Source organism: Rhizobium sp. BR 315 (assembly GCF_050577975.1).
Classification (GTDB): Bacteria; Pseudomonadota; Alphaproteobacteria; order Rhizobiales; family Rhizobiaceae; genus Rhizobium; species Rhizobium miluonense.
In genome coordinates this window covers 117,436-134,977 of record NZ_JARWKZ010000004.1, presented here as the reverse complement: position 1 = coordinate 134,977, position 17,542 = coordinate 117,436, and the positions used below count along the sequence as shown (strand labels likewise).

The window sequence follows — 17,542 nt, the reverse complement described above, 5'->3', positions numbered from 1 at the left end:
GGAACCGGCAGCCTCGTTTCAGCCGAAAGCGTTCTTATAACATCGCGTGCGAGTCCAACAGGAGATAATGAATGTTCCGCTCGAGTATTGCTGCCACCGTCGTTTCGGGGCTGGGCATTCTTTCACTGGCGACGCCCGCGGCCCATGCAGCCGGCCCAAGCGGACTGATCGCACATCGCGCCGTCTACGATCTCGAGCTGAAGGATGCATCCGATCGCTCCGGCATTGCCGGCATGGTCGGACGCATGGTCTATGAATTCGAAGGCTCCGATTGCGCCGGCTTCACCACCAATTTCCGCTTCGTGACGAAGATCGACACTGGCGATTCCACCCGCGTTAGCGACCAGCAAACGACTACCTTCGAGGATCTCGGCAAGCGGATATTTCGTTTTGAGACCAAGTCCTACACGGACAGCCAGCTCGACAAGGACGTGCGCGGTGCTGCCACCGACGACCAGAAGGGCATAAAGGTCGATCTGAGCCAGCCGCAGAGCAAGCAGATTGAGCTCATCGAAAGCCGCTTCCCGACCGAGCACATGCTCGACATCATCCACAATGCCAAGCTCGGCAAGAGTTTCTTCGAAGCTCAAGTCTTCGATGGTTCGGACGATGGTGACAAGTCGCTGATCGCCACCACCGTCGTCGGCAAGCAGCAAACGCCAGCCAAGGATGACCCTGACGCCGACAAGGCCGGTCCTTTCGCGCAGACGGCTTTCTGGCCGGTGAGCATCGCCTATTTCAACGAGAAGTCCAGCGGCGACGCCATGCCGGTCTACCGCATGTCGTTCAAGCTTTATGAGAACGGCATAACGCGCGATCTCACCATGGACTACGGCGACTTCGCCCTGACAGGCAAACTCACGAAGCTCGAGGTTCTCGATAGCAAGGCGTGCCAATAGCTATCTGCTCTCAAAGCGCGAATTCATTGTCATAAAACTGTGATCCAAGTTTCACTATTGTGTGAAACGATCGGCACGCGTGGGTGAGTCTAGCCATCGCCCGTGCCGATCTGGAATTGTAGTCGGGCGCGCGGGGAATGATCGTCTTTGGGGCGATTGGAAGTTTTTGCGGTCGGCTCCGTGTTGATGGACAGGAAAGCGCGACCTATGAGCAATATCGATATCTCCACCGGTTCCAGCAATACTCTGCCGGTTGTCGCCGCCGATCCGGCGGAAATCGCTCGCATCGGTGACAGCATCGATCTGACCGATCGTGCCGGCATTTCCGTCTATGGAGATCGTGCTCAGCAAGCGGTTTCCGATTATTCTGACCGCGTCCTGCGCGAGGTCCGCAATCGCGATCTCGGTGAGGTCGGCAAGCTGCTGACCGATATCATCGTCAAGTCGAAGAAGCTCGACCCGGCCTCGCTAAAGGATGAGGGCTTCCTGTCGCGGATGTTTTCCTCGTTCCGGGCGCGGCTGGAGCGTTTCAAGGAACAGTTCGAGGATGTGGCCGGCCAGATCGACCGCATCGGGCTGGAGCTCGACCGCCACAAGGATGTTTTGCGCCGCGACATCGCCCTTCTGGACGATCTGCATGAAGAGACCAAGCAGTCCATCGTGCAGCTCGACGCCTATGTGCAGGCTGGCAAGGATTTTGCCGAGCGTTTTCGCACCACCGAACTTCCGCGGTTGAAGAGCGTCGCCGACGCGGCCTCCGCCCATCCCGGTGGCGGCATACTGGAGGCACAGGTCTACCAAGATAGCCTGCAGGCCCTCGATCGGCTGGAGAAGCGGGTTTTCTACCTGCAGCAGGCGCGCCAGCTCGGCATCCAGCAATTGCCGCAGATCCGTATCGTCCAGTCCGGCGACGAAACCCTGATCGAAAACCTGCAGGCGACCTCCGCGCTGACGGTGCCGGCCTGGAAGCAGAAGATGGTGATCCTGCTCGGCCTCACCCAGCAGAAATCCGCGCTCGAATTGCAGAAGACGGTCACCGACGCCACCAACGACATGATCCGCGAGGCATCGAAAATGATGAAGGATCAGGCGATTGCCATAGAACAGCAATCGCAGCGCGGTATCGTAGATATCGACACGCTGGCCGCCGCAAATCGCGATCTCATCGACACCATCAACGGTGTCCTGAAGGTGCAGGAGGATGGCCGCGCCAAGCGAGCCGAGGCCGAACAGCGGATGCAGAAAATGACCGTTGAGCTCAAAAAGGCAATGATCGAGGTGCGTTGAAGGCCATGGCGATGCGCACTTTCGTTACCGGGCTGACACTGGCAGGCCTATTCATGCTGAGCGGCTGCAATGTCGGCGGGCAGGGCCCGAAGTTTTCGATCGTTTCCGGCTCGGAAAACACCGTGCTGCAGCCGATCATCGAGGAGTTCTGCAAGGAAAAGAAGGCGAGCTGCAGTTTCACCTATGAGGGCACGCTGGATATCGGCCTTGCCCTTCAGAGCGAGAAGGGCGTCGAGCAGGACGCCGTCTGGCCGGCATCGAGCGTCTGGGTCGACATGTTCGATGCCAAGCGCCGCGTGAAGTTGCTGACTTCAGTCGCGCAGATGCCCGTCATTCTCGGTGTGCGTAAATCCAAGGCCCAGGCGCTCGGCTGGGTCGGCAAGCCGGTCTATATGAGGGATATATTGGCGGCCGTGAAAAGCGGTTCGCTGAAATTCCTCATGACGTCAGCCACGCAATCCAATTCGGGCGCCAGCGCCTATCTCGGCATGCTGTCGAGCGCGCTGGGCAACAAGCCCGTCATAGAGCCGGGCGATCTCGATAAGCCGGACGTGCAGGGTGCCGTCCGCTCGCTGCTTGCCGGCGTCGAGCGCTCCTCGGGCTCGTCGGGCTGGCTTGCTGATCTCTATACGGAGTCGGCGACAAAGGGCGTGCTTTATGACGCCATGTGGAACTACGAGGCGCTGCTGAAAGAGACCAACGACAAGCTGGTGGGCATGGGCAAGGAGCCGCTCTATGCCATCTATCCGGCCGATGGCGTCGTGGTCGCCGATTCACCGATCGGCTTCGTCGATCACGGGCGAGGGCAGGAGGTCGAGACCTTCTTCAATCAGCTCGGCGAGTACTTGCGATCCGCACCCGTACAGAAGCGTATCGCCGATACCGGCCGCCGCATTCCGCTCGCCGATGTCTCTGCCAAGCCGGACCCGTCATGGAATTTCGATCCCACGCGCCTGGTGACCGCGATCCGCATGCCGGAACCCGCCGTGATCCGTCAGGCACTCGATCTCTATCAGGTGGCATTGCGAAAACCCTCGCTGACGGCCCTCTGCCTGGATTTTTCCGGGTCGATGGAAGGCAAGGGAGAGAGCCAGCTGCAAGCGGCGATGCAGTTCCTGTTCAATCCCGATGAGACCGGCAAGGTGCTGGCACAGTGGACACCGGCTGATCGCATCATGGTTATCCCTTTCGACGCCGATGTGCGGACGACTTTCGAGGGCACCGGAAATCCGGCCCAGCAGAAAATGCTGGTCGACAAGGTTTCGCGCCAGCATGCCGGCGGCGGTACGGATATGTATGCCTGCGCGAGCAGGGCGCTTGACTGGATGAACGCGACGCGGGATCTGTCGTCTTATCTGCCGGCGATCGTCATCATGACCGACGGAAAGTCCGATGATGCCAATCGTGATTTCATGGGCAAGTGGACTTCGGTAAGCCCGCATGTGCCGGTGTTCGGCATCACCTTCGGCGATGCGGACAAGCGGCAGCTCGATGCTCTTGCGAAAGAGACCTCGGCACGCGTCTTCGATGGCCGCGGCGATCTGGTCAGCGCATTCCGGGCGGTGCGCGGCTATAACTAGGACGATAATGCGCAACTGGTTCGGCAATGACTGGAATTGGATCGTGGCGGGGCTCGCCGCCGCGATTGTCGTTCCCATGCTCAGCTTCTTTGCCGGCATGCCGATATGGATCGCGGCGATCATCGGGCTCTTGGTCTTCGTCGGCCTGATCTTCGTGCTCGCGCCGAAGCGCCTCTTCGAAGGGCTGGATGCCAAGGCGGTCGGCAGGGGACGCCTTGAGTTCGCCCGTGACTTGTTGAGTGCGGCGGCACCCGCCGCCCAAAGGTTGGAAGCGTCGGCGGGCCAGATCGCCAGCAAGGAAACGGCAAAACGGGTGCGACATCTGGCGGAGATCGCCGCCGATGTCTTCGCCAAGGTGGAGGCCAATCCGGAAAGCGCCGGTACCGTCAGGCGGTTCCTCAGCTATTATCTGCCGCGCGCGGCAGAGGTGGCCGAGGGGTTTGCCACAATCGAAGCGAAGCGTCAGCCGGATGCTGCGCGCCTGCAGGAGGTCGGTCTCGTTCTGACCAAGCTGGAAGACGCTTTCGTGCACTATTCCGACAGCCTGGTCGAAGACAGGCTGGATACGCTTGATACGGAGCTGCGCCTCATACAGGCCTCGCTCAAAGAGGATATAGGACCCTGATGGCCATTTCCCGCCGCGCTTTTGGAGTAGGGCTTCTAGCTGCTGGTGTTGCAGGGACCGGCGGCTATTTCGCCGTCAAGGATCGGCCGGAACTGCAGGGGTTGCTCGGCAATCGCACGAAGCTGTTCGGCTTCATCGGTGGCGAGAAGGAAGCATTCCTTGCCGATCAGGATGTGATTTCGGCGCTGCACAGCCACGGACTTGAGATCAACAGCCGTGTCGCGGGCTCCGTGGAAATGGTGCGGGAGCAGGTGCTTCTGTCGCAGAACCCCGCCTTCCTCTGGCCGTCCTCGTCGATCATGGTCGATATCGCCCGGCAGAACGGCATCAAGATCCGCAATGATCGCGTCATCCTCAACACGCCTGTCGTCGTCTATTCCTGGCAGCCTGTCGTCGAAGGATTGACGAAGGCAGGGCTTGTCACCACGACGGCGGAGGGACATCACCAGCTCGACCTCAAGGCGCTGCTGGATGCCGTGCTTGCCGGGACGAACTGGTCGAAGCTCGGCGTCAATTCGCTCTACGGTCAGGCGAGAATCGTCTCGACGGATCCCAACCGCTCCAACTCCGGCTTCATGTTCTCCGGTCTGGTGCTCAGCCTTCTGAGTGGCAATGTGGCGAGTGCTGCCGGTCTCGCGCAGTTCGGAGACAAGGCGCAGGCCATTTTCCGCAACATGGGCTTCAAATCGTCGTCGTCGGGCAAGCTCTTCGAGCAATATCTGGCAGGCGGCATAGGTGGCGAGCCGATGATCATCGGGTACGAGAATCAGCTGGTGGAATGGATCCTCGCCGACCCGCAGCGTTGGAAGAGGGTCCAGGCCAGCAATGGCGCAAAGCCCGTGGTGCTCTATCCGCATCCGACCGTCTATTCCGCCCATCCCCTTATCGCCATCGACGAACAGGCCGATCGCGTGATCGAAGCGCTCATCAGCCCGCGATTGCAGCAGCTCGCCTGGACCAAGCACGGTTTTCGCGGGCCGCTCGGCACGGCGACGGGCGATGCCGACAGCGCCATTGCCGGCCTGCTGCCGGCGGAAATCGATGCCGTCTTGCCGATGCCGGACGCCAATGTCATGCTGGCCTTGCTCGATAAACTGGCCGCATGAGGGCGGGGTAGGGCTATTTTTTTGACGAAAGCCTTGCATTCCCGGCAAATCGAATGTATGGGCAGCCGCATTCCACACGTAAGGCATGGGATTGTCCGGGAGAAATCCGGATCGTTCCGCCCGGTGGCATTCTCGAAGAGGGTGCTGTTCGCCTTGCGGAGGTTCAACCGGAAAAGGATACAAAGGCATGGCATTGCCCGATTTTTCTATGCGCCAGCTTCTCGAAGCAGGTGTTCACTTCGGCCACCAGACACACCGCTGGAACCCGAAGATGAAGCCGTACATTTTCGGCGATCGTAACAACATCCACATTATCGATCTCGCTCAGACGGTTCCGTTGCTCAGCCGCGCCCTGCAGGTTGTCAGCGACACCGTTGCTCGTGGCGGCCGCGTTCTGTTCGTCGGCACCAAGCGTCAGGCGTCCGAACTGATCGCCGACAGCGCCAAGCGCTCGGCTCAGTACTACGTCAACGCCCGCTGGCTCGGCGGCATGATGACCAACTGGAAGACGATCTCCAATTCGATCCAGCGTCTGCGCAAGCTCGACGAGATCCTCTCCGGCGAAGCCCAGGGCTTCACCAAGAAGGAGCGTCTGAACCTTGAGCGCGAGCGCGAAAAGCTCGACAAGGCCCTCGGCGGTATCAAGGACATGGGCGGCACGCCGGACCTGATGTTCATCATCGACACCAACAAGGAAAAGATCGCGATCGACGAAGCCAAGCGCCTCGGCATCCCGGTCGTCGCCATCATCGACTCGAACTGCGATCCGGACCTGATCGACTACCCGATCCCGGGCAACGACGACGCTTCGCGCGCCATCGCTCTTTACTGCGACCTGATCTCGCGCGCTGCCATCGACGGCATCGCTCGCCAGCAGGGTGCATCCGGCCGTGATCTCGGCGCTTCCGAGGAAGCCCCGATCGAGCCGACCCTGGCGGACGGCACCGAAGCCTGATCGCGCCTCAAGGCGGGCAGTAGACTGTCCGCCCAAGCGCAATGACATCCGGGATAAGGCCGTTTGCGACTTCAACAAGTTCGAGCGGCCTTATCGCGTTTTGCATAACGCCTTGCCTATTGCATAATTCCTTAAATCGGAATCGATTTAAGGGTAAAATTATGCAGCAGATTTAAAGTGCTACAGCGACCTTTGCACGTCACTTGTGACGCGCGGCGCTGTAGGCGGTAAATCCAGGCATGTTCCAATCAAGAATTCCAAAGTATGACGCAGCTTCATAACGCTGTCATACTTACGGGTACATTTCGTCCCTCAAATCGGTGCCGCTTCAGCTCAAAGCCGCATGCCGCACCGTATGAACCGACAAGAGGAAGCTTATGACCGAGATTACGGCTGCACTGGTGAAGGAACTGCGCGAAAAGTCTGGCGCAGGCATGATGGACTGCAAGAAGGCGCTGACCGAAACCAACGGCGATATCGAAGCAGCGATCGACTGGCTGCGCGCCAAGGGCATCTCCAAGGCCGACAAGAAGTCCGGCCGCACCGCCGCTGAAGGCTTGGTCGCCATTGCCGGCGCCGGTCACAAGGCCGTTGTCGTCGAGCTCAATTCCGAAACCGACTTCGTTGCCCGCAACGATGCCTTCCAGGACCTCGCTCGCGGCATCGCCGAAGTTGCGCTGTCCACCGACGGCACTGTTGAGGCCATTTCGGCTGCGACCTATCCGGCATCCAGCAAGCCGGTCGCCGACACCATCAAGGACGCGATCGCAACCATCGGCGAGAACATGACGCTTCGTCGTGCGGCCAAGCTGGAAGTCGAGCACGGCGTCGTGGCGACCTACATCCACAACGCTGCCGGCGACGGTATCGGCAAGCTCGGCGTTCTGGTCGCCCTGAAGTCGGTTGGCGACAAGGCCGTTCTGACCTCGATCGGCCGCCAGGTTGCCATGCACATTGCTGCTACCAACCCGCTGGCTATCCGCGCCGAAGAAGTCGACGCCGCAGTCGCCGAGCGCGAACGCAACGTCTTCATCGAGCAGTCCCGCGAATCCGGCAAGCCGGAAGCCATCATCGAAAAGATGGTGGAAGGCCGCATGCGCAAGTTCTTCGAGGAAGTCGCTCTTCTCTCGCAGGCTTTCGTCATCAACCCGGACCTGACGGTTGGTGCTGCCATCAAGGAAGCTGAAAAGACCGCTGGCGCCGCGATCGAAGTCGTCGGCATGGCCCGTCTGCTCCTCGGCGAAGGCGTCGAGAAGGAAGAAACCGACTTCGCTGCCGAAGTTGCAGCTGTCGCCAAGGGCTGATTGGCAAAAAGAAACCATCTCCCGGTTTGGTGAAACCATATCAGGGAAAACATCAGGGCATCGCGTGACAACGCGGTGCCCTTCGTGTATCCGGCATTCACAATCATTCCCCCGGTGATCACTTCAAGGAGCTACCATGTCCCAGCCGATCTACAAGCGCGTGTTGCTCAAGGCCTCCGGTGAAGCTCTGATGGGCAGTCAGGGGTTTGGCATCGACGTTACCGTCGCGGACCGGATTGCGTCCGACATCGCGGCGGCGCGCGCCATGGGGGTCGAGGTCGGCGTCGTGGTTGGCGGCGGCAACATTTTCCGGGGTGTAGCCGTGGCTTCCAAGGGCGGCGACCGCGTGACCGGCGACCACATGGGAATGCTCGGAACCGTCATCAATGCGCTGGCGCTGGCAACCTCGCTGCGCAAGCTCGACATCGAGACCGTCGTGCTCTCGGCCATTTCCATGCCGGAGATCTGCGAGAGCTTCTCGCAGCGCGCCACGCTCTATCATCTCTCGCTGGGGCGCGTGGTGATCTTCGCGGGCGGCACGGGAAATCCGTTTTTTACCACCGATTCGGCGGCCGCACTGCGCGCCGCAGAAATGGGCGCGCAGGCCATATTCAAGGGCACGCAGGTCGACGGAATCTATTCCGCCGATCCGAAGAAGTTCCCCGATGCGGAGCGTTTCGACCATCTGACCCATAGTCAGGTGCTCGAGAAGGGGCTGGCAGTCATGGACGTCGCCGCCGTTGCACTTGCGCGGGAAAACTCAATTCCGATCATCGTCTTCTCCATTCACGAGAAGGGCGAGTTCGCGGAAATCTTGACCGGCGGCGGCCGCAAGACCATCGTATCAGACAACTGACATTCCTGTGGCGCCGGACGAGACCGGTGTCGCCTTGTTACAGGGGAGCATAGACATGAGTGAAGCCACCGATCTCAAGGAACTGAAGCGTCGCATGGACGGCGCCATTGCGGCATTCAAGAGCGACATCGCCTCGTTGCGCACCGGGCGCGCATCCGCCAATATTTTGGATCCGGTGACGATCGAAGCCTATGGCTCGCGCATGCCGCTGAACCAGGTTGCCAACATCACCGTGCCTGAATCGCGCATGCTGACCGTATCGGTCTGGGACAAGTCGATGGTCAGCGCCGTCGAGCGCTCCATCCGCGAGTCCAATCTCGGCCTCAACCCCATCGTCGATGGCCAGAACCTGCGTATCCCGCTGCCGGAGCTCAACGAAGAGCGTCGCCGTTCGCTGGTGAAGGTCGCCCATGAATATGCCGAGAAGGCCAAGGTCGCGATTCGCCACGTCCGCCGTGACGGTATGGACGGTCTCAAGAAGTCCGAAAAGGACGGCGTGATCGGCCAGGACGAGAGCCGATCCCTCTCCGAGCGTGTGCAGAAGATGACGGATGAGACGATTTCCGAGATCGACCGCTTGCTAGCCGATAAAGAAAAGGAAATCATGCACGTCTGATCGTACGCTGGGGCGTCGCGCTTTCGGGTTGGAAACATTGAAAGCGGTGACGGCGCCCTAGATTACGAGGCCAGAGCATCTTCTGCCGAACGAAACCGGATCCAAATGTCAGCTCCTACGTTCTCTGTCGTACCTGAACACGTTGCCATCATCATGGATGGCAACGGGCGTTGGGCCAATGCGCGCGGTCTGCCGCGCACCATGGGTCATCGCAAGGGCGTGGAGGCGGTACGGGAGACGGTACGGGCAGCTGGCGATGTCGGCATAAAGTATCTGACGCTGTTTGCCTTCTCCTCGGAGAACTGGCGTCGTCCGGAGACCGAGGTGAGCGATCTGCTCGGTCTGCTCAAAGCATTCATCCGGCGAGACCTTGCCGAGCTTCATCGACAGAATGTGCGGATCCGCGTCATAGGCGACCGCAGCAATCTGCGCGGCGATATCCTGCCGCTGCTGCTCGAAGCCGAGGAAACCACGAGGAACAACACTGCTCTTACGCTGGTGATCGCGTTCAACTATGGCTCGCGCGACGAGATTGCGCGTGCCTTCGTGAGCCTGGCAAAGGATGTGGAGGCCGGGCGGCTGCGTCCGCAGGACATCGGCCCTGAGCTGGTTGGCGCGCGTTTGGATACCGCCGGCATTCCCGATCCTGACCTCATTATCCGCACGAGCGGCGAGGAGCGGCTGTCGAACTTCCTGCTTTGGCAGGCCGCCTATTCCGAATTCATGTTCATGCCGGAATACTGGCCTGATTTCAGCCGCGATCTTTTCTTTGCAGCGCTGGAGAAATATGCCGCGCGCGATCGGCGATTTGGCGGTCTTTCCGCCAAGCCGGCGGCGGCCGTGGGGTCCTGATGAGCCGCGAACTTAGGCTGCGCATCATCTCCGGCATCATCCTTGCCGTCCTTGTTCTTGCGGCCGCTTGGTATGGCGGCTTGAGTTTCCGGCTCCTGGCGGCGGCGATCAGCTTGCTTGTCTATTACGAGTGGTCGACGATATCTGACCTGCACGGAAGCGATCCGCAAGGAAATGCGCTCGGCTGGGTCGGCCTCCTCGTGATTGCCGGTGCAACCGTGACCGGCGAATCGGTCTATTCCCTCGAGGTGCTGGCTGCCTTTGTCATCGTCACCGCGATCATGGTCGCCATTCGCCAAAAGAGCTGGTGGCTGCCTGCAGGGGTGTTCTACTCCGGATTGACCGCGATCGCCCTTGCCGAGATTCGCGATGACGATCTTCGCGGTTTCGTGCTGATGCTGTTCATCTTCGCCACCGTCTGGGCAACCGATATCTTCGCCTATTTCGTCGGCCGTGCGATTGGCGGCCCAAAGCTTGCGCCGCGCATATCGCCGGGCAAGACCTGGTCGGGTGCCATAGGTGGCGCCATTGCTGCCGTCATGGCCGGAACCGCTGTCGTCTGGAGTTACTTTTCCGCCGATGGTTTGCGGATTCCGGTGCTCGCATTGGCACTGTCCGTTTGCAGCCAAATCGGCGATTTATTCGAGTCTTTCATCAAGCGCCGTTTCGGCGTGAAGGATTCCGGCCATCTGATTCCGGGCCATGGCGGCGTCATGGATCGGGTCGATGGACTAATTTTTGCTTGTTTTGCGGCGTTTTTGTTGGCTATCGTAATATCGCTGACAAAGAGCGGCGAGACCTTGTCATTGGGCGGCGTTCTGCTCGGTGTCTGAATTAATACGAACAGGATCGTTGCATGGGTAGCGCGGCTGGCTTTATCGGTTTCTTGACGAACAACGTCATTACGTTTGTTTTTGTCCTGTCGCTGCTCGTTTTCGTGCATGAGATGGGCCACTATCTGATCGGCCGTTGGTCCGGCATCCGCATCATGGCCTTTTCGATCGGCTTCGGTCCCGAGATTGCGGGATTTACCGACCGGCACGGCACGCGCTGGAAGCTTTCGCTTGTTCCACTCGGGGGCTATGTGCGCTTTTTTGGCGACGAAGATGCCTCCAGCAAGACCGACGCGGATCAGCTTGCGGCCATGACGGAAGAGGAGCGCGCCCAGTCCTTTGCCGGTGCCAAGCTCTGGAAAAGAGCGGCAACCGTTGCTGCGGGCCCGATCGCGAATTTCCTCCTCGCCATCGTCATCTTTGCCGCGCTTTTCAGTATTTATGGCCGCACTGCAGCCGATCCCGTCGTCGCCATGGTGACGCGTGATGGTGCGGCTGCCGAAGCCGGCATCCAGCCCGGCGACCGGCTGATGGCCATCGACGGCGTCAATGTCACCACGTTCGACGAGGTGCAGCGCTATGTCGGTCTGCGTCCGGGTCGCACGATCGTTCTGTCGGTCGAGCGCGACGGTCAGAAACGCGATTTCCGCATCGTTCCGAAGCTGGTCGAAGACACCGATCAATTCGGCAACAAGATGGAGATGGGCCGCATCGGCATCGCACTCGTCGATCCGCTGGTGACTACCGTCGAGCCGGCCGGACCGGCCGCCAAGGCCGGCCTCTTAACCGGAGATCGGCTGATCGCCATCGACGGCCATAATGTCGCGACCTATTACGATATCGGACGCTACGTCAGCGAACGCCCAGCCAAGAACATCGTGCTGACGGTGCAGCGCAACGGCCAAATGCGCGATTTTGCGATGGTTGCCGGGACCCTCACCGATATCGATGCTTCCGGCAACAAGAAGAATGTCGGTAGCATCGGCATTGGGCCGATCGACCCTCTGGTTGGCTCGATCGCCTCCGATAGCCCTGCCGCGGCAGTCGGTCTCGAACTCGGCGACCGCATTCTTTCTGTTGATGACCACGCAGTCGGCTCCATCGGCGAAGTGCAGCGTTTTGCCGCTTCCCACGCCGACAAGCCCATCAAGCTCTCCGTCGAGCGCAACGGCCAGACGCGCGATGTGACAGTGACGCCGAAGACGTCCGAAGAGACGGATATCTTTGGTGCGCCGGCGAAGATCGCCACCATCGGCATCACGGACGGCCAGAAGCCGCTGAAACTGCGCTACGAGGCATATGGACCGTTCCGCGCGCTTGGCGAAGGCGTGAAGCAGACCGTCAACATCGTCTCCGGTACTTTCGAGTATCTCGGCAACGTCATCGGCGGCTACATGAAGGCCGATCAGCTTGGTGGCCCGATTCGGGTTGCGCAAATGTCGGGACAAATGGCAACCTTGGGTTTTGCTGCGGTGCTCCAGTTTGCCGCCATACTTTCTGTTTCAATAGGGTTATTAAATTTGATGCCTGTGCCGGTACTTGATGGCGGGCACTTGATGTTCTATGCGATTGAAGCCGTAAGGGGAAAACCTCTGGGTGCACGGGCGCAGGATATCGCTTTCCGAATTGGATTTGCGATGGTGCTCTCACTCATGGTGTTTGCGACATGGAATGATATTAGTTCCCGGCTGGGCTAGAGGGGCAAAGCGAGAGGAAAATTACGATTTATTTACGATGTTTCAAAGCTGTAGTGGCGAATGGGTCACGCTTTGAAATGAAGTAAACGGAAATTAACTTGCTCCCTTGCTTGTATGTCAAAAGCGGGTAAAACGACACACGTGGCCGGAATCGGGTTCGCTCGGGGCTGGGGACGACTGAAAAAAAGGTAAGAAGTGAAAATGAAGGCTGGTTCAAGATTATTGAACGCAGTGTCGGCGGTAGCGCTGTCTGCTGGTGTTGTTGCGTCGGGTGCTGGTGTTATCACCCTTGCCTCTGCCTCAGTCGCGGAAGCCGCTGTCATACAGCGGGTCGATGTCCGGGGCGCAGAACGCGTCGGGGCAACGGCTGTCCGTGACAATATCACGATTAAGCCCGGCAAGAGCTTCTCTCCCAGCGACATCGATTCTTCGGTGAAGCAGCTCTATGCCACCGGATATTTCTCCGATGTCCATATTAGCGTTTCGGGCAGCACCCTTGTCATCTCGGTCAAGGAAAACCAGCTCATCAACGCTGTGGTCTTCAACGGCAACCACAAGATCAAGGACGACAAGCTTCAGGGCATCGTCCAGACGCACTCTGCCGGCCCGTACAACGAAGCTACCGTCCAGGCCGATATCAAGACCATCAAGGACGCCTACGCCTCCATCGGTCGTAACGATGTGCAGGTGACGACGCAGACCGCGCAGGTCGGGCAGGGCCGCCTCAACGTGGCCTTCGTCATCAATGAAGGCGATCGTACCAAGATCGACAAGATCAACTTCTCGGGCAACCAGGCTTACGGCAGCGGCCGTCTTGCTTCGGTGATCAGCACCAAGAAGAGCAACTTCCTGTCGTTCCTGACCCGTAAGGACGTCTACAGCCCGGATCGCCAGCAGGCCGACCAGGACGCTCTGCGCCAGTTCTACTACAATCACGGCTATGCGGACTTCCGCATCGTGAGCGCGGATGCGACGCTGAACGAGCAGAGCAACGAATACACGCTGAACTTCAATGTCGATGAAGGTCCGCGCTACACCTATGGCGATATCAACGTCGTTTCGACGGTCGACGGCATCAACGCCGACGAGCTGAAAGGTCTCGTTATCACCCAGAAGGGCTCTGTTTACAGCGCCAAGGATATCCAGACCTCGATCGAGAACATTTCCAAGCGCGTAGCTTCCGCCGGTTATCCGTTCGCCCGCATCACGCCGCGCGGCAACCGCGATCTGACTGGCCACACGATCGGTATCGAATATCTGGTCGACCAGGGCGAGCGTGCCTATGTCGAGCGTATCGAAATCCGCGGCAACACCCGCACGCGCGATTACGTCATCCGTCGCGAGTTCGATCTCAACGAAGGCGATGCGTTCAACCAGGAAATGATCACGCGCGCCAAGCGTCGCCTCGATGCGCTTGGTTACTTCACGAAGGTCGATGTTTCGACGGCACAGGGCAGTGCTCCGGATCGTGTCGTCGTAATCGTCAACGTCGAAGACCAGCCGACCGGCTCGTTCGGGATCGGTGCTGGTTACGCTGTCGGCAACAACGGCGGTCTGCTGCTGGAAGCCTCGGTTGAAGAAAAGAACTTCCTCGGCCGCGGTCAGTACATCCGCGTCGCCGCAGGTGCCGGTACGGAAGGCAATCGTACCTACAATATCTCGTTCACCGAGCCCTACTTCCTCGGTTATCGTCTGGCTGCCGGTTTTGATATCTTCAAGAACCAGACCTCGAGCGACGACTTCTACGACTATTCGGAAGAAGGCTTCTCGCTGCGCGTCACTGCGCCGATCACCGAGAACCTGGCGACGACCCTGCGCTACAACTACAAGCGTCTGACCTATGATGGCACGAATGATTGGCAGAACAATCTTTCGGCTCCGTATCTGAATCTTGTCAATAACGGTCCTTGGACCCAGTCGACGGTTTCGCAGACCTTTACCTACAACACGCTGGACGACCAGAATCTGCCGCGTGAAGGTCTCATCGCCAAGTTCACGCATGAATTTGCAGGCCTCGGCGGCGACTCCAACTTCTACAAGTTGAGCGGCAAGGCTCGTTACTACCACATGATCAGCGACGAAGCCGATATCATCGGCTCGCTGACGGTCGGTGCGGGTTACGTGATGCCGACGGATGGCAAGCTGAACGTTTTCGATCAGTTCACCCTCGGTGGTCGTGAAATCCGCGGCTTCGAGAATGCTGGTATCGGCCCGCGTTCGTCGCATGGCGACCCGCTCGGTGGTACGACCTACTTCACCGCTTCGGCTGAAGCGAGCATGCCGATGCCGGGCGTCCCGCAGGATATCGGCCTTCGCATAGCAGCTTTCGCTGATGCAGGTACGCTTTATGGCAATAAGGCAAACCTCTTCGGTGATACGCTGAACAACGACAGCTCGCTTCGAGCTTCGCTCGGTGCTGGTCTGATCTGGTCTTCGCCGTTCGGTGTTATCCGTGTCGACTACGCAGTGCCGGTCGCCAAGGAAAGCTACGACAAGGTTCAGAATTTCCGGTTTGGCATCGCCAATCAGTTCTGATATCGGCAGTCCAGAACTGCGGGCTTGAACACCGTTCTGGAGCTGGTGCTTATGGAACATACTGGTTTTTTCCCACCCCATGGTGGCGTCAGCTTGAAACAACTGGCTGTGCATCTTGGGGTGGAGCTTGCTGATGAGGCCTCTTCGGAGGTCGTCATCAGATCGATTGCTCCCGTCTATCGCGCAGGCGAGGGCGATATTTGCTACATTCTTTCTCGGAAGAATCGCGCTGAGCTGGAGACCTGCAAGGCTTCGGCAATCATCTGTTTGCCGGCGCTGAAGTCTTTCATCCCCGAGCATATTCCGGTGCTTCTATCCAAAAAGCCGCATACGGATTTTGCGCTTGCCGGTGCGTTGCTGCATCCGGAAGCAATGCGCCCCGTTACGTTCACGTCTAATCCGGCGACCGTATCGCCCGCAGCGGTAATCGATGCGACGGCGAAGCTGGAGGCCAATGTTGGCGTCGAGCCTGGTGCGGTCATCGGTGCGGGCGCTGAGATCGGCGAGGGGACCTATATCGGCGCCAATGCCCTTATCGGGCCGGGCGTGAAGATCGGACGCAATTGCAGCATCGGCGGCGGCGCGAGCGTGCTCTGCGCATATCTCGGCAATGGTGTCATCATCCACAATGGCGCGCGCATCGGTCAGGATGGCTTCGGCTATGCGCCGGGGCCGCGCGGCATGATCAAGATCGTGCAGATTGGCCGGGTCATCATCCAGGACAACGTCGAGATCGGCGCCAATACGACGATCGACCGGGGCACGATGGATGACACCGTGATCGGTGAGGGCACCAAGATCGACAACCAGGTGCAGATCGGACATAACGTCCGCATCGGTCGCCACTGTGCTATCGTCAGTCAGGTCGGTATCGCCGGCAGTACGGTGGTTGGCGATGGTGTGCAGATCGGTGGCCAGGCTGGCCTCAACGGGCATATCCACATCGGCGATGGCGTGCAGATCGGCGCCAAGAGTGGTGTTATGAATGATATTCCGGCGGGCGAGCGCTATGCTGGTATTCCAGCGCGGCCGCTATGGGATTTTCTGAGAGAGTCGGCGGAGATCGCGAAGCGGTCAGGAGCCAGAGACAAGAAAGACGGGAGTGCGGAGCATGACTGAGGAAGCCAAGACGTCATTGTCGTCGGCCGATGTTCTGGAAATAATGAAGCTGTTGCCGCATCGCTATCCTTTCCTGATGGTCGACAAGATCATCGAGATCGATAGCGATAACTCCGCGATCGGCATCAAGAACGTAACGGCGAATGAGCCGCAATTCACCGGACATTTCCCGGGGTCGCCGATCATGCCGGGCGTTTTGCTCATTGAAGGCATGGCGCAAACGGCCGGTGCGATCTGTGCACGGAAAGATGGTATCGGCGGAAATCTCGTCTACTTCATGACGATCGACAACGCCCGTTTCCGCAAACCGGTTGTTCCGGGTGATCGTGTCGAATTTCATGTCGCCAAACTGAAGCAGCGCGGTACCATCTGGAAATTCCATTGCGACGCCAAGGTCGATGGCAACCTGGTTGCCGAAGCGGATATCGGGGCGATGATCGTGCGGAAGGATCAGAACGAGGCATGAGCAGCATCGCAAAAAGCGCGCGCATCCATAAGCTCGCGGTCGTTGAGGATGGTGCCATTATAGGCGAGAACGTCGAGGTCGGACCTTTCTGCCACGTCGGCTCCAAGGTTGTGCTGCATGACGATGTTCGTTTGCTGACACATGCCGTCGTTACCGGTCGCACGACGATTGGCAAGGGAACGAAGATATTCCCGATGGCGGTTGTCGGCGGCGACCCGCAAAGCGTTCACCACGGCGGCGAAGAGACGACGCTGGATGTCGGTGAGAACTGCACGATCCGCGAGGGTGTCACGATGAACACCGGCACGGCCGATTTCGGCGGCAAGACGATTGTCGGCAACAACAATCTGTTCCTGGCTAATTCGCATGTGGCGCATGATTGCCGCGTCGGCAATAATGTCATCATGTCGAACAACGTCATGCTGGCAGGACATGTGGTCGTTGAAGACCGGGCCATCCTCGGGGGCGGCTGCGCAGTGCATCAGTTTACCCGCATCGGCCGGCAAGCCTTCGTCGGCGGCCTTTCTGCCGCAAGTTACGATGTCATTCCCTATGGCATGCTGAACGGAAATCCGGGCGTACTTTCCGGTCTCAACATCGTCGGCATGACGCGTGCGGGCACAGACCGTGCGGTCATTCACCGGGTTCGACGTGCCTACAAGAGCATTTTCGAGGGCGAAGGTTCGATTAGGGACAATGCAGCGGCGATCCGCGAGGAATATGCCGATTGCAAGGAAGCGATGGAGATCCTTGATTTCATCGCAGCCGATAGCGATCGCGCGCTGTCGTCCCCCAATCGCGGCAAGAGCTGA

The 17,542-nt window shown here is 59.2% G+C and carries 16 protein-coding genes; all 16 read left to right on the top strand.

The features are described 5' to 3' along the window. Positions 1 to 71: 71 nt before the first annotated feature. The 16 genes from QD409_RS06695 (at position 72) to lpxA (ending at position 17,542) form a co-directional block, all read left to right on the top strand. Positions 72 to 899 (top strand): cell envelope integrity EipB family protein, encoded by an 828-nt coding sequence (locus tag QD409_RS06695; protein WP_430762162.1) that lies wholly within the window; start codon positions 72 to 74, stop codon positions 897 to 899. 207 nt (positions 900 to 1,106) lie between these two features. After that, positions 1,107 to 2,186, top strand: a complete 1,080-nt coding sequence (locus tag QD409_RS06690; protein WP_430762161.1) for a toxic anion resistance protein — start codon at positions 1,107 to 1,109, stop codon at positions 2,184 to 2,186. 5 nt (positions 2,187 to 2,191) lie between these two features. Further along, entirely contained in the window at positions 2,192 to 3,766 is a 1,575-nt protein-coding gene (locus QD409_RS06685; RefSeq protein ID WP_430762160.1) for a VWA domain-containing protein, read from the top strand. Positions 3,767 to 3,773: 7 nt separating this feature from the next. Further along, positions 3,774 to 4,391, top strand: coding sequence for a 5-bromo-4-chloroindolyl phosphate hydrolysis family protein (locus QD409_RS06680; protein WP_430762159.1), 618 nt, complete (start codon positions 3,774 to 3,776; stop codon positions 4,389 to 4,391). Continuing rightward, entirely contained in the window at positions 4,391 to 5,497 is a 1,107-nt protein-coding gene (locus QD409_RS06675; RefSeq protein ID WP_430762158.1) for a hypothetical protein, read from the top strand. Before QD409_RS06680 ends, QD409_RS06675 begins: the two co-directional genes overlap by 1 nt. Positions 5,498 to 5,684: 187 nt before the next feature. Further along, positions 5,685 to 6,452 carry a 30S ribosomal protein S2 gene (gene rpsB / locus QD409_RS06670; RefSeq protein WP_092845161.1) on the top strand — a complete coding sequence of 256 codons (768 nt, stop codon included), beginning with the start codon at positions 5,685 to 5,687 and terminating at the stop codon, positions 6,450 to 6,452. A 377-nt stretch (positions 6,453 to 6,829) separates the two neighbouring features. Further along, positions 6,830 to 7,756, top strand: coding sequence for a translation elongation factor Ts (tsf, locus tag QD409_RS06665; RefSeq protein WP_430762157.1), 927 nt, complete (start codon positions 6,830 to 6,832; stop codon positions 7,754 to 7,756). A gap of 136 nt (positions 7,757 to 7,892) precedes the next feature. Continuing rightward, a complete protein-coding gene (gene pyrH, locus QD409_RS06660) occupies positions 7,893 to 8,612 on the top strand; it encodes a UMP kinase (RefSeq protein WP_092845165.1) in 720 nt (239 codons plus the stop codon). A gap of 55 nt (positions 8,613 to 8,667) precedes the next feature. Beyond that, positions 8,668 to 9,228 (top strand): ribosome recycling factor, encoded by a 561-nt coding sequence (gene frr, locus QD409_RS06655; protein WP_092845167.1) that lies wholly within the window; start codon positions 8,668 to 8,670, stop codon positions 9,226 to 9,228. Between the two features lie 105 nt (positions 9,229 to 9,333). Continuing rightward, complete coding sequence (locus tag QD409_RS06650) at positions 9,334 to 10,080, top strand: isoprenyl transferase (protein ID WP_092845169.1); 747 nt, start codon at positions 9,334 to 9,336, stop codon at positions 10,078 to 10,080. Next, a complete protein-coding gene (locus QD409_RS06645; protein WP_092845171.1) occupies positions 10,080 to 10,913 on the top strand; it encodes a phosphatidate cytidylyltransferase in 834 nt (277 codons plus the stop codon). Before QD409_RS06650 ends, QD409_RS06645 begins: the two co-directional genes overlap by 1 nt. 23 nt (positions 10,914 to 10,936) lie before the next feature. Further along, positions 10,937 to 12,610 carry an RIP metalloprotease RseP gene (rseP, locus tag QD409_RS06640; RefSeq protein ID WP_430762156.1) on the top strand — a complete coding sequence of 558 codons (1,674 nt, stop codon included), beginning with the start codon at positions 10,937 to 10,939 and terminating at the stop codon, positions 12,608 to 12,610. Positions 12,611 to 12,811: 201 nt separating this feature from the next. After that, positions 12,812 to 15,145 (top strand): outer membrane protein assembly factor BamA, encoded by a 2,334-nt coding sequence (gene bamA / locus QD409_RS06635; RefSeq protein ID WP_430762155.1) that lies wholly within the window; start codon positions 12,812 to 12,814, stop codon positions 15,143 to 15,145. Positions 15,146 to 15,196: 51 nt separating this feature from the next. Next, positions 15,197 to 16,264 (top strand): UDP-3-O-(3-hydroxymyristoyl)glucosamine N-acyltransferase, encoded by a 1,068-nt coding sequence (lpxD, locus tag QD409_RS06630; RefSeq protein ID WP_430762154.1) that lies wholly within the window; start codon positions 15,197 to 15,199, stop codon positions 16,262 to 16,264. Then, a complete protein-coding gene (gene fabZ, locus QD409_RS06625) occupies positions 16,257 to 16,730 on the top strand; it encodes a 3-hydroxyacyl-ACP dehydratase FabZ (protein WP_092845179.1) in 474 nt (157 codons plus the stop codon). Before lpxD ends, fabZ begins: the two co-directional genes overlap by 8 nt. Continuing rightward, positions 16,727 to 17,542 (top strand): acyl-ACP--UDP-N-acetylglucosamine O-acyltransferase, encoded by an 816-nt coding sequence (gene lpxA / locus QD409_RS06620; protein WP_430762153.1) that lies wholly within the window; start codon positions 16,727 to 16,729, stop codon positions 17,540 to 17,542. The genes fabZ and lpxA overlap by 4 nt, the downstream gene beginning before the upstream one ends.

Bases quoted from the DNA above. Each gene is read 5' to 3' on its own strand.
- rseP (WP_430762156.1), top strand. From the start codon at position 10,937: ATGGGTAGCGCGGCTGGCTTTATCGGTTTCTTGACGAACAACGTCATT.
- pyrH (WP_092845165.1), top strand. From the start codon at position 7,893: ATGTCCCAGCCGATCTACAAGCGCGTGTTGCTCAAGGCCTCCGGTGAA.
- frr (WP_092845167.1), top strand. From the start codon at position 8,668: ATGAGTGAAGCCACCGATCTCAAGGAACTGAAGCGTCGCATGGACGGC.
- lpxA (WP_430762153.1), top strand. From the start codon at position 16,727: ATGAGCAGCATCGCAAAAAGCGCGCGCATCCATAAGCTCGCGGTCGTT.
- fabZ (WP_092845179.1), top strand. From the start codon at position 16,257: ATGACTGAGGAAGCCAAGACGTCATTGTCGTCGGCCGATGTTCTGGAA.
- tsf (WP_430762157.1), top strand. From the start codon at position 6,830: ATGACCGAGATTACGGCTGCACTGGTGAAGGAACTGCGCGAAAAGTCT.
- bamA (WP_430762155.1), top strand. From the start codon at position 12,812: ATGAAGGCTGGTTCAAGATTATTGAACGCAGTGTCGGCGGTAGCGCTG.
- QD409_RS06685 (WP_430762160.1), top strand. From the start codon at position 2,192: ATGGCGATGCGCACTTTCGTTACCGGGCTGACACTGGCAGGCCTATTC.
- QD409_RS06650 (WP_092845169.1), top strand. From the start codon at position 9,334: ATGTCAGCTCCTACGTTCTCTGTCGTACCTGAACACGTTGCCATCATC.
- QD409_RS06645 (WP_092845171.1), top strand. From the start codon at position 10,080: ATGAGCCGCGAACTTAGGCTGCGCATCATCTCCGGCATCATCCTTGCC.
- QD409_RS06680 (WP_430762159.1), top strand. From the start codon at position 3,774: ATGCGCAACTGGTTCGGCAATGACTGGAATTGGATCGTGGCGGGGCTC.
- rpsB (WP_092845161.1), top strand. From the start codon at position 5,685: ATGGCATTGCCCGATTTTTCTATGCGCCAGCTTCTCGAAGCAGGTGTT.
- QD409_RS06690 (WP_430762161.1), top strand. From the start codon at position 1,107: ATGAGCAATATCGATATCTCCACCGGTTCCAGCAATACTCTGCCGGTT.
- QD409_RS06695 (WP_430762162.1), top strand. From the start codon at position 72: ATGTTCCGCTCGAGTATTGCTGCCACCGTCGTTTCGGGGCTGGGCATT.
- QD409_RS06675 (WP_430762158.1), top strand. From the start codon at position 4,391: ATGGCCATTTCCCGCCGCGCTTTTGGAGTAGGGCTTCTAGCTGCTGGT.
- lpxD (WP_430762154.1), top strand. From the start codon at position 15,197: ATGGAACATACTGGTTTTTTCCCACCCCATGGTGGCGTCAGCTTGAAA.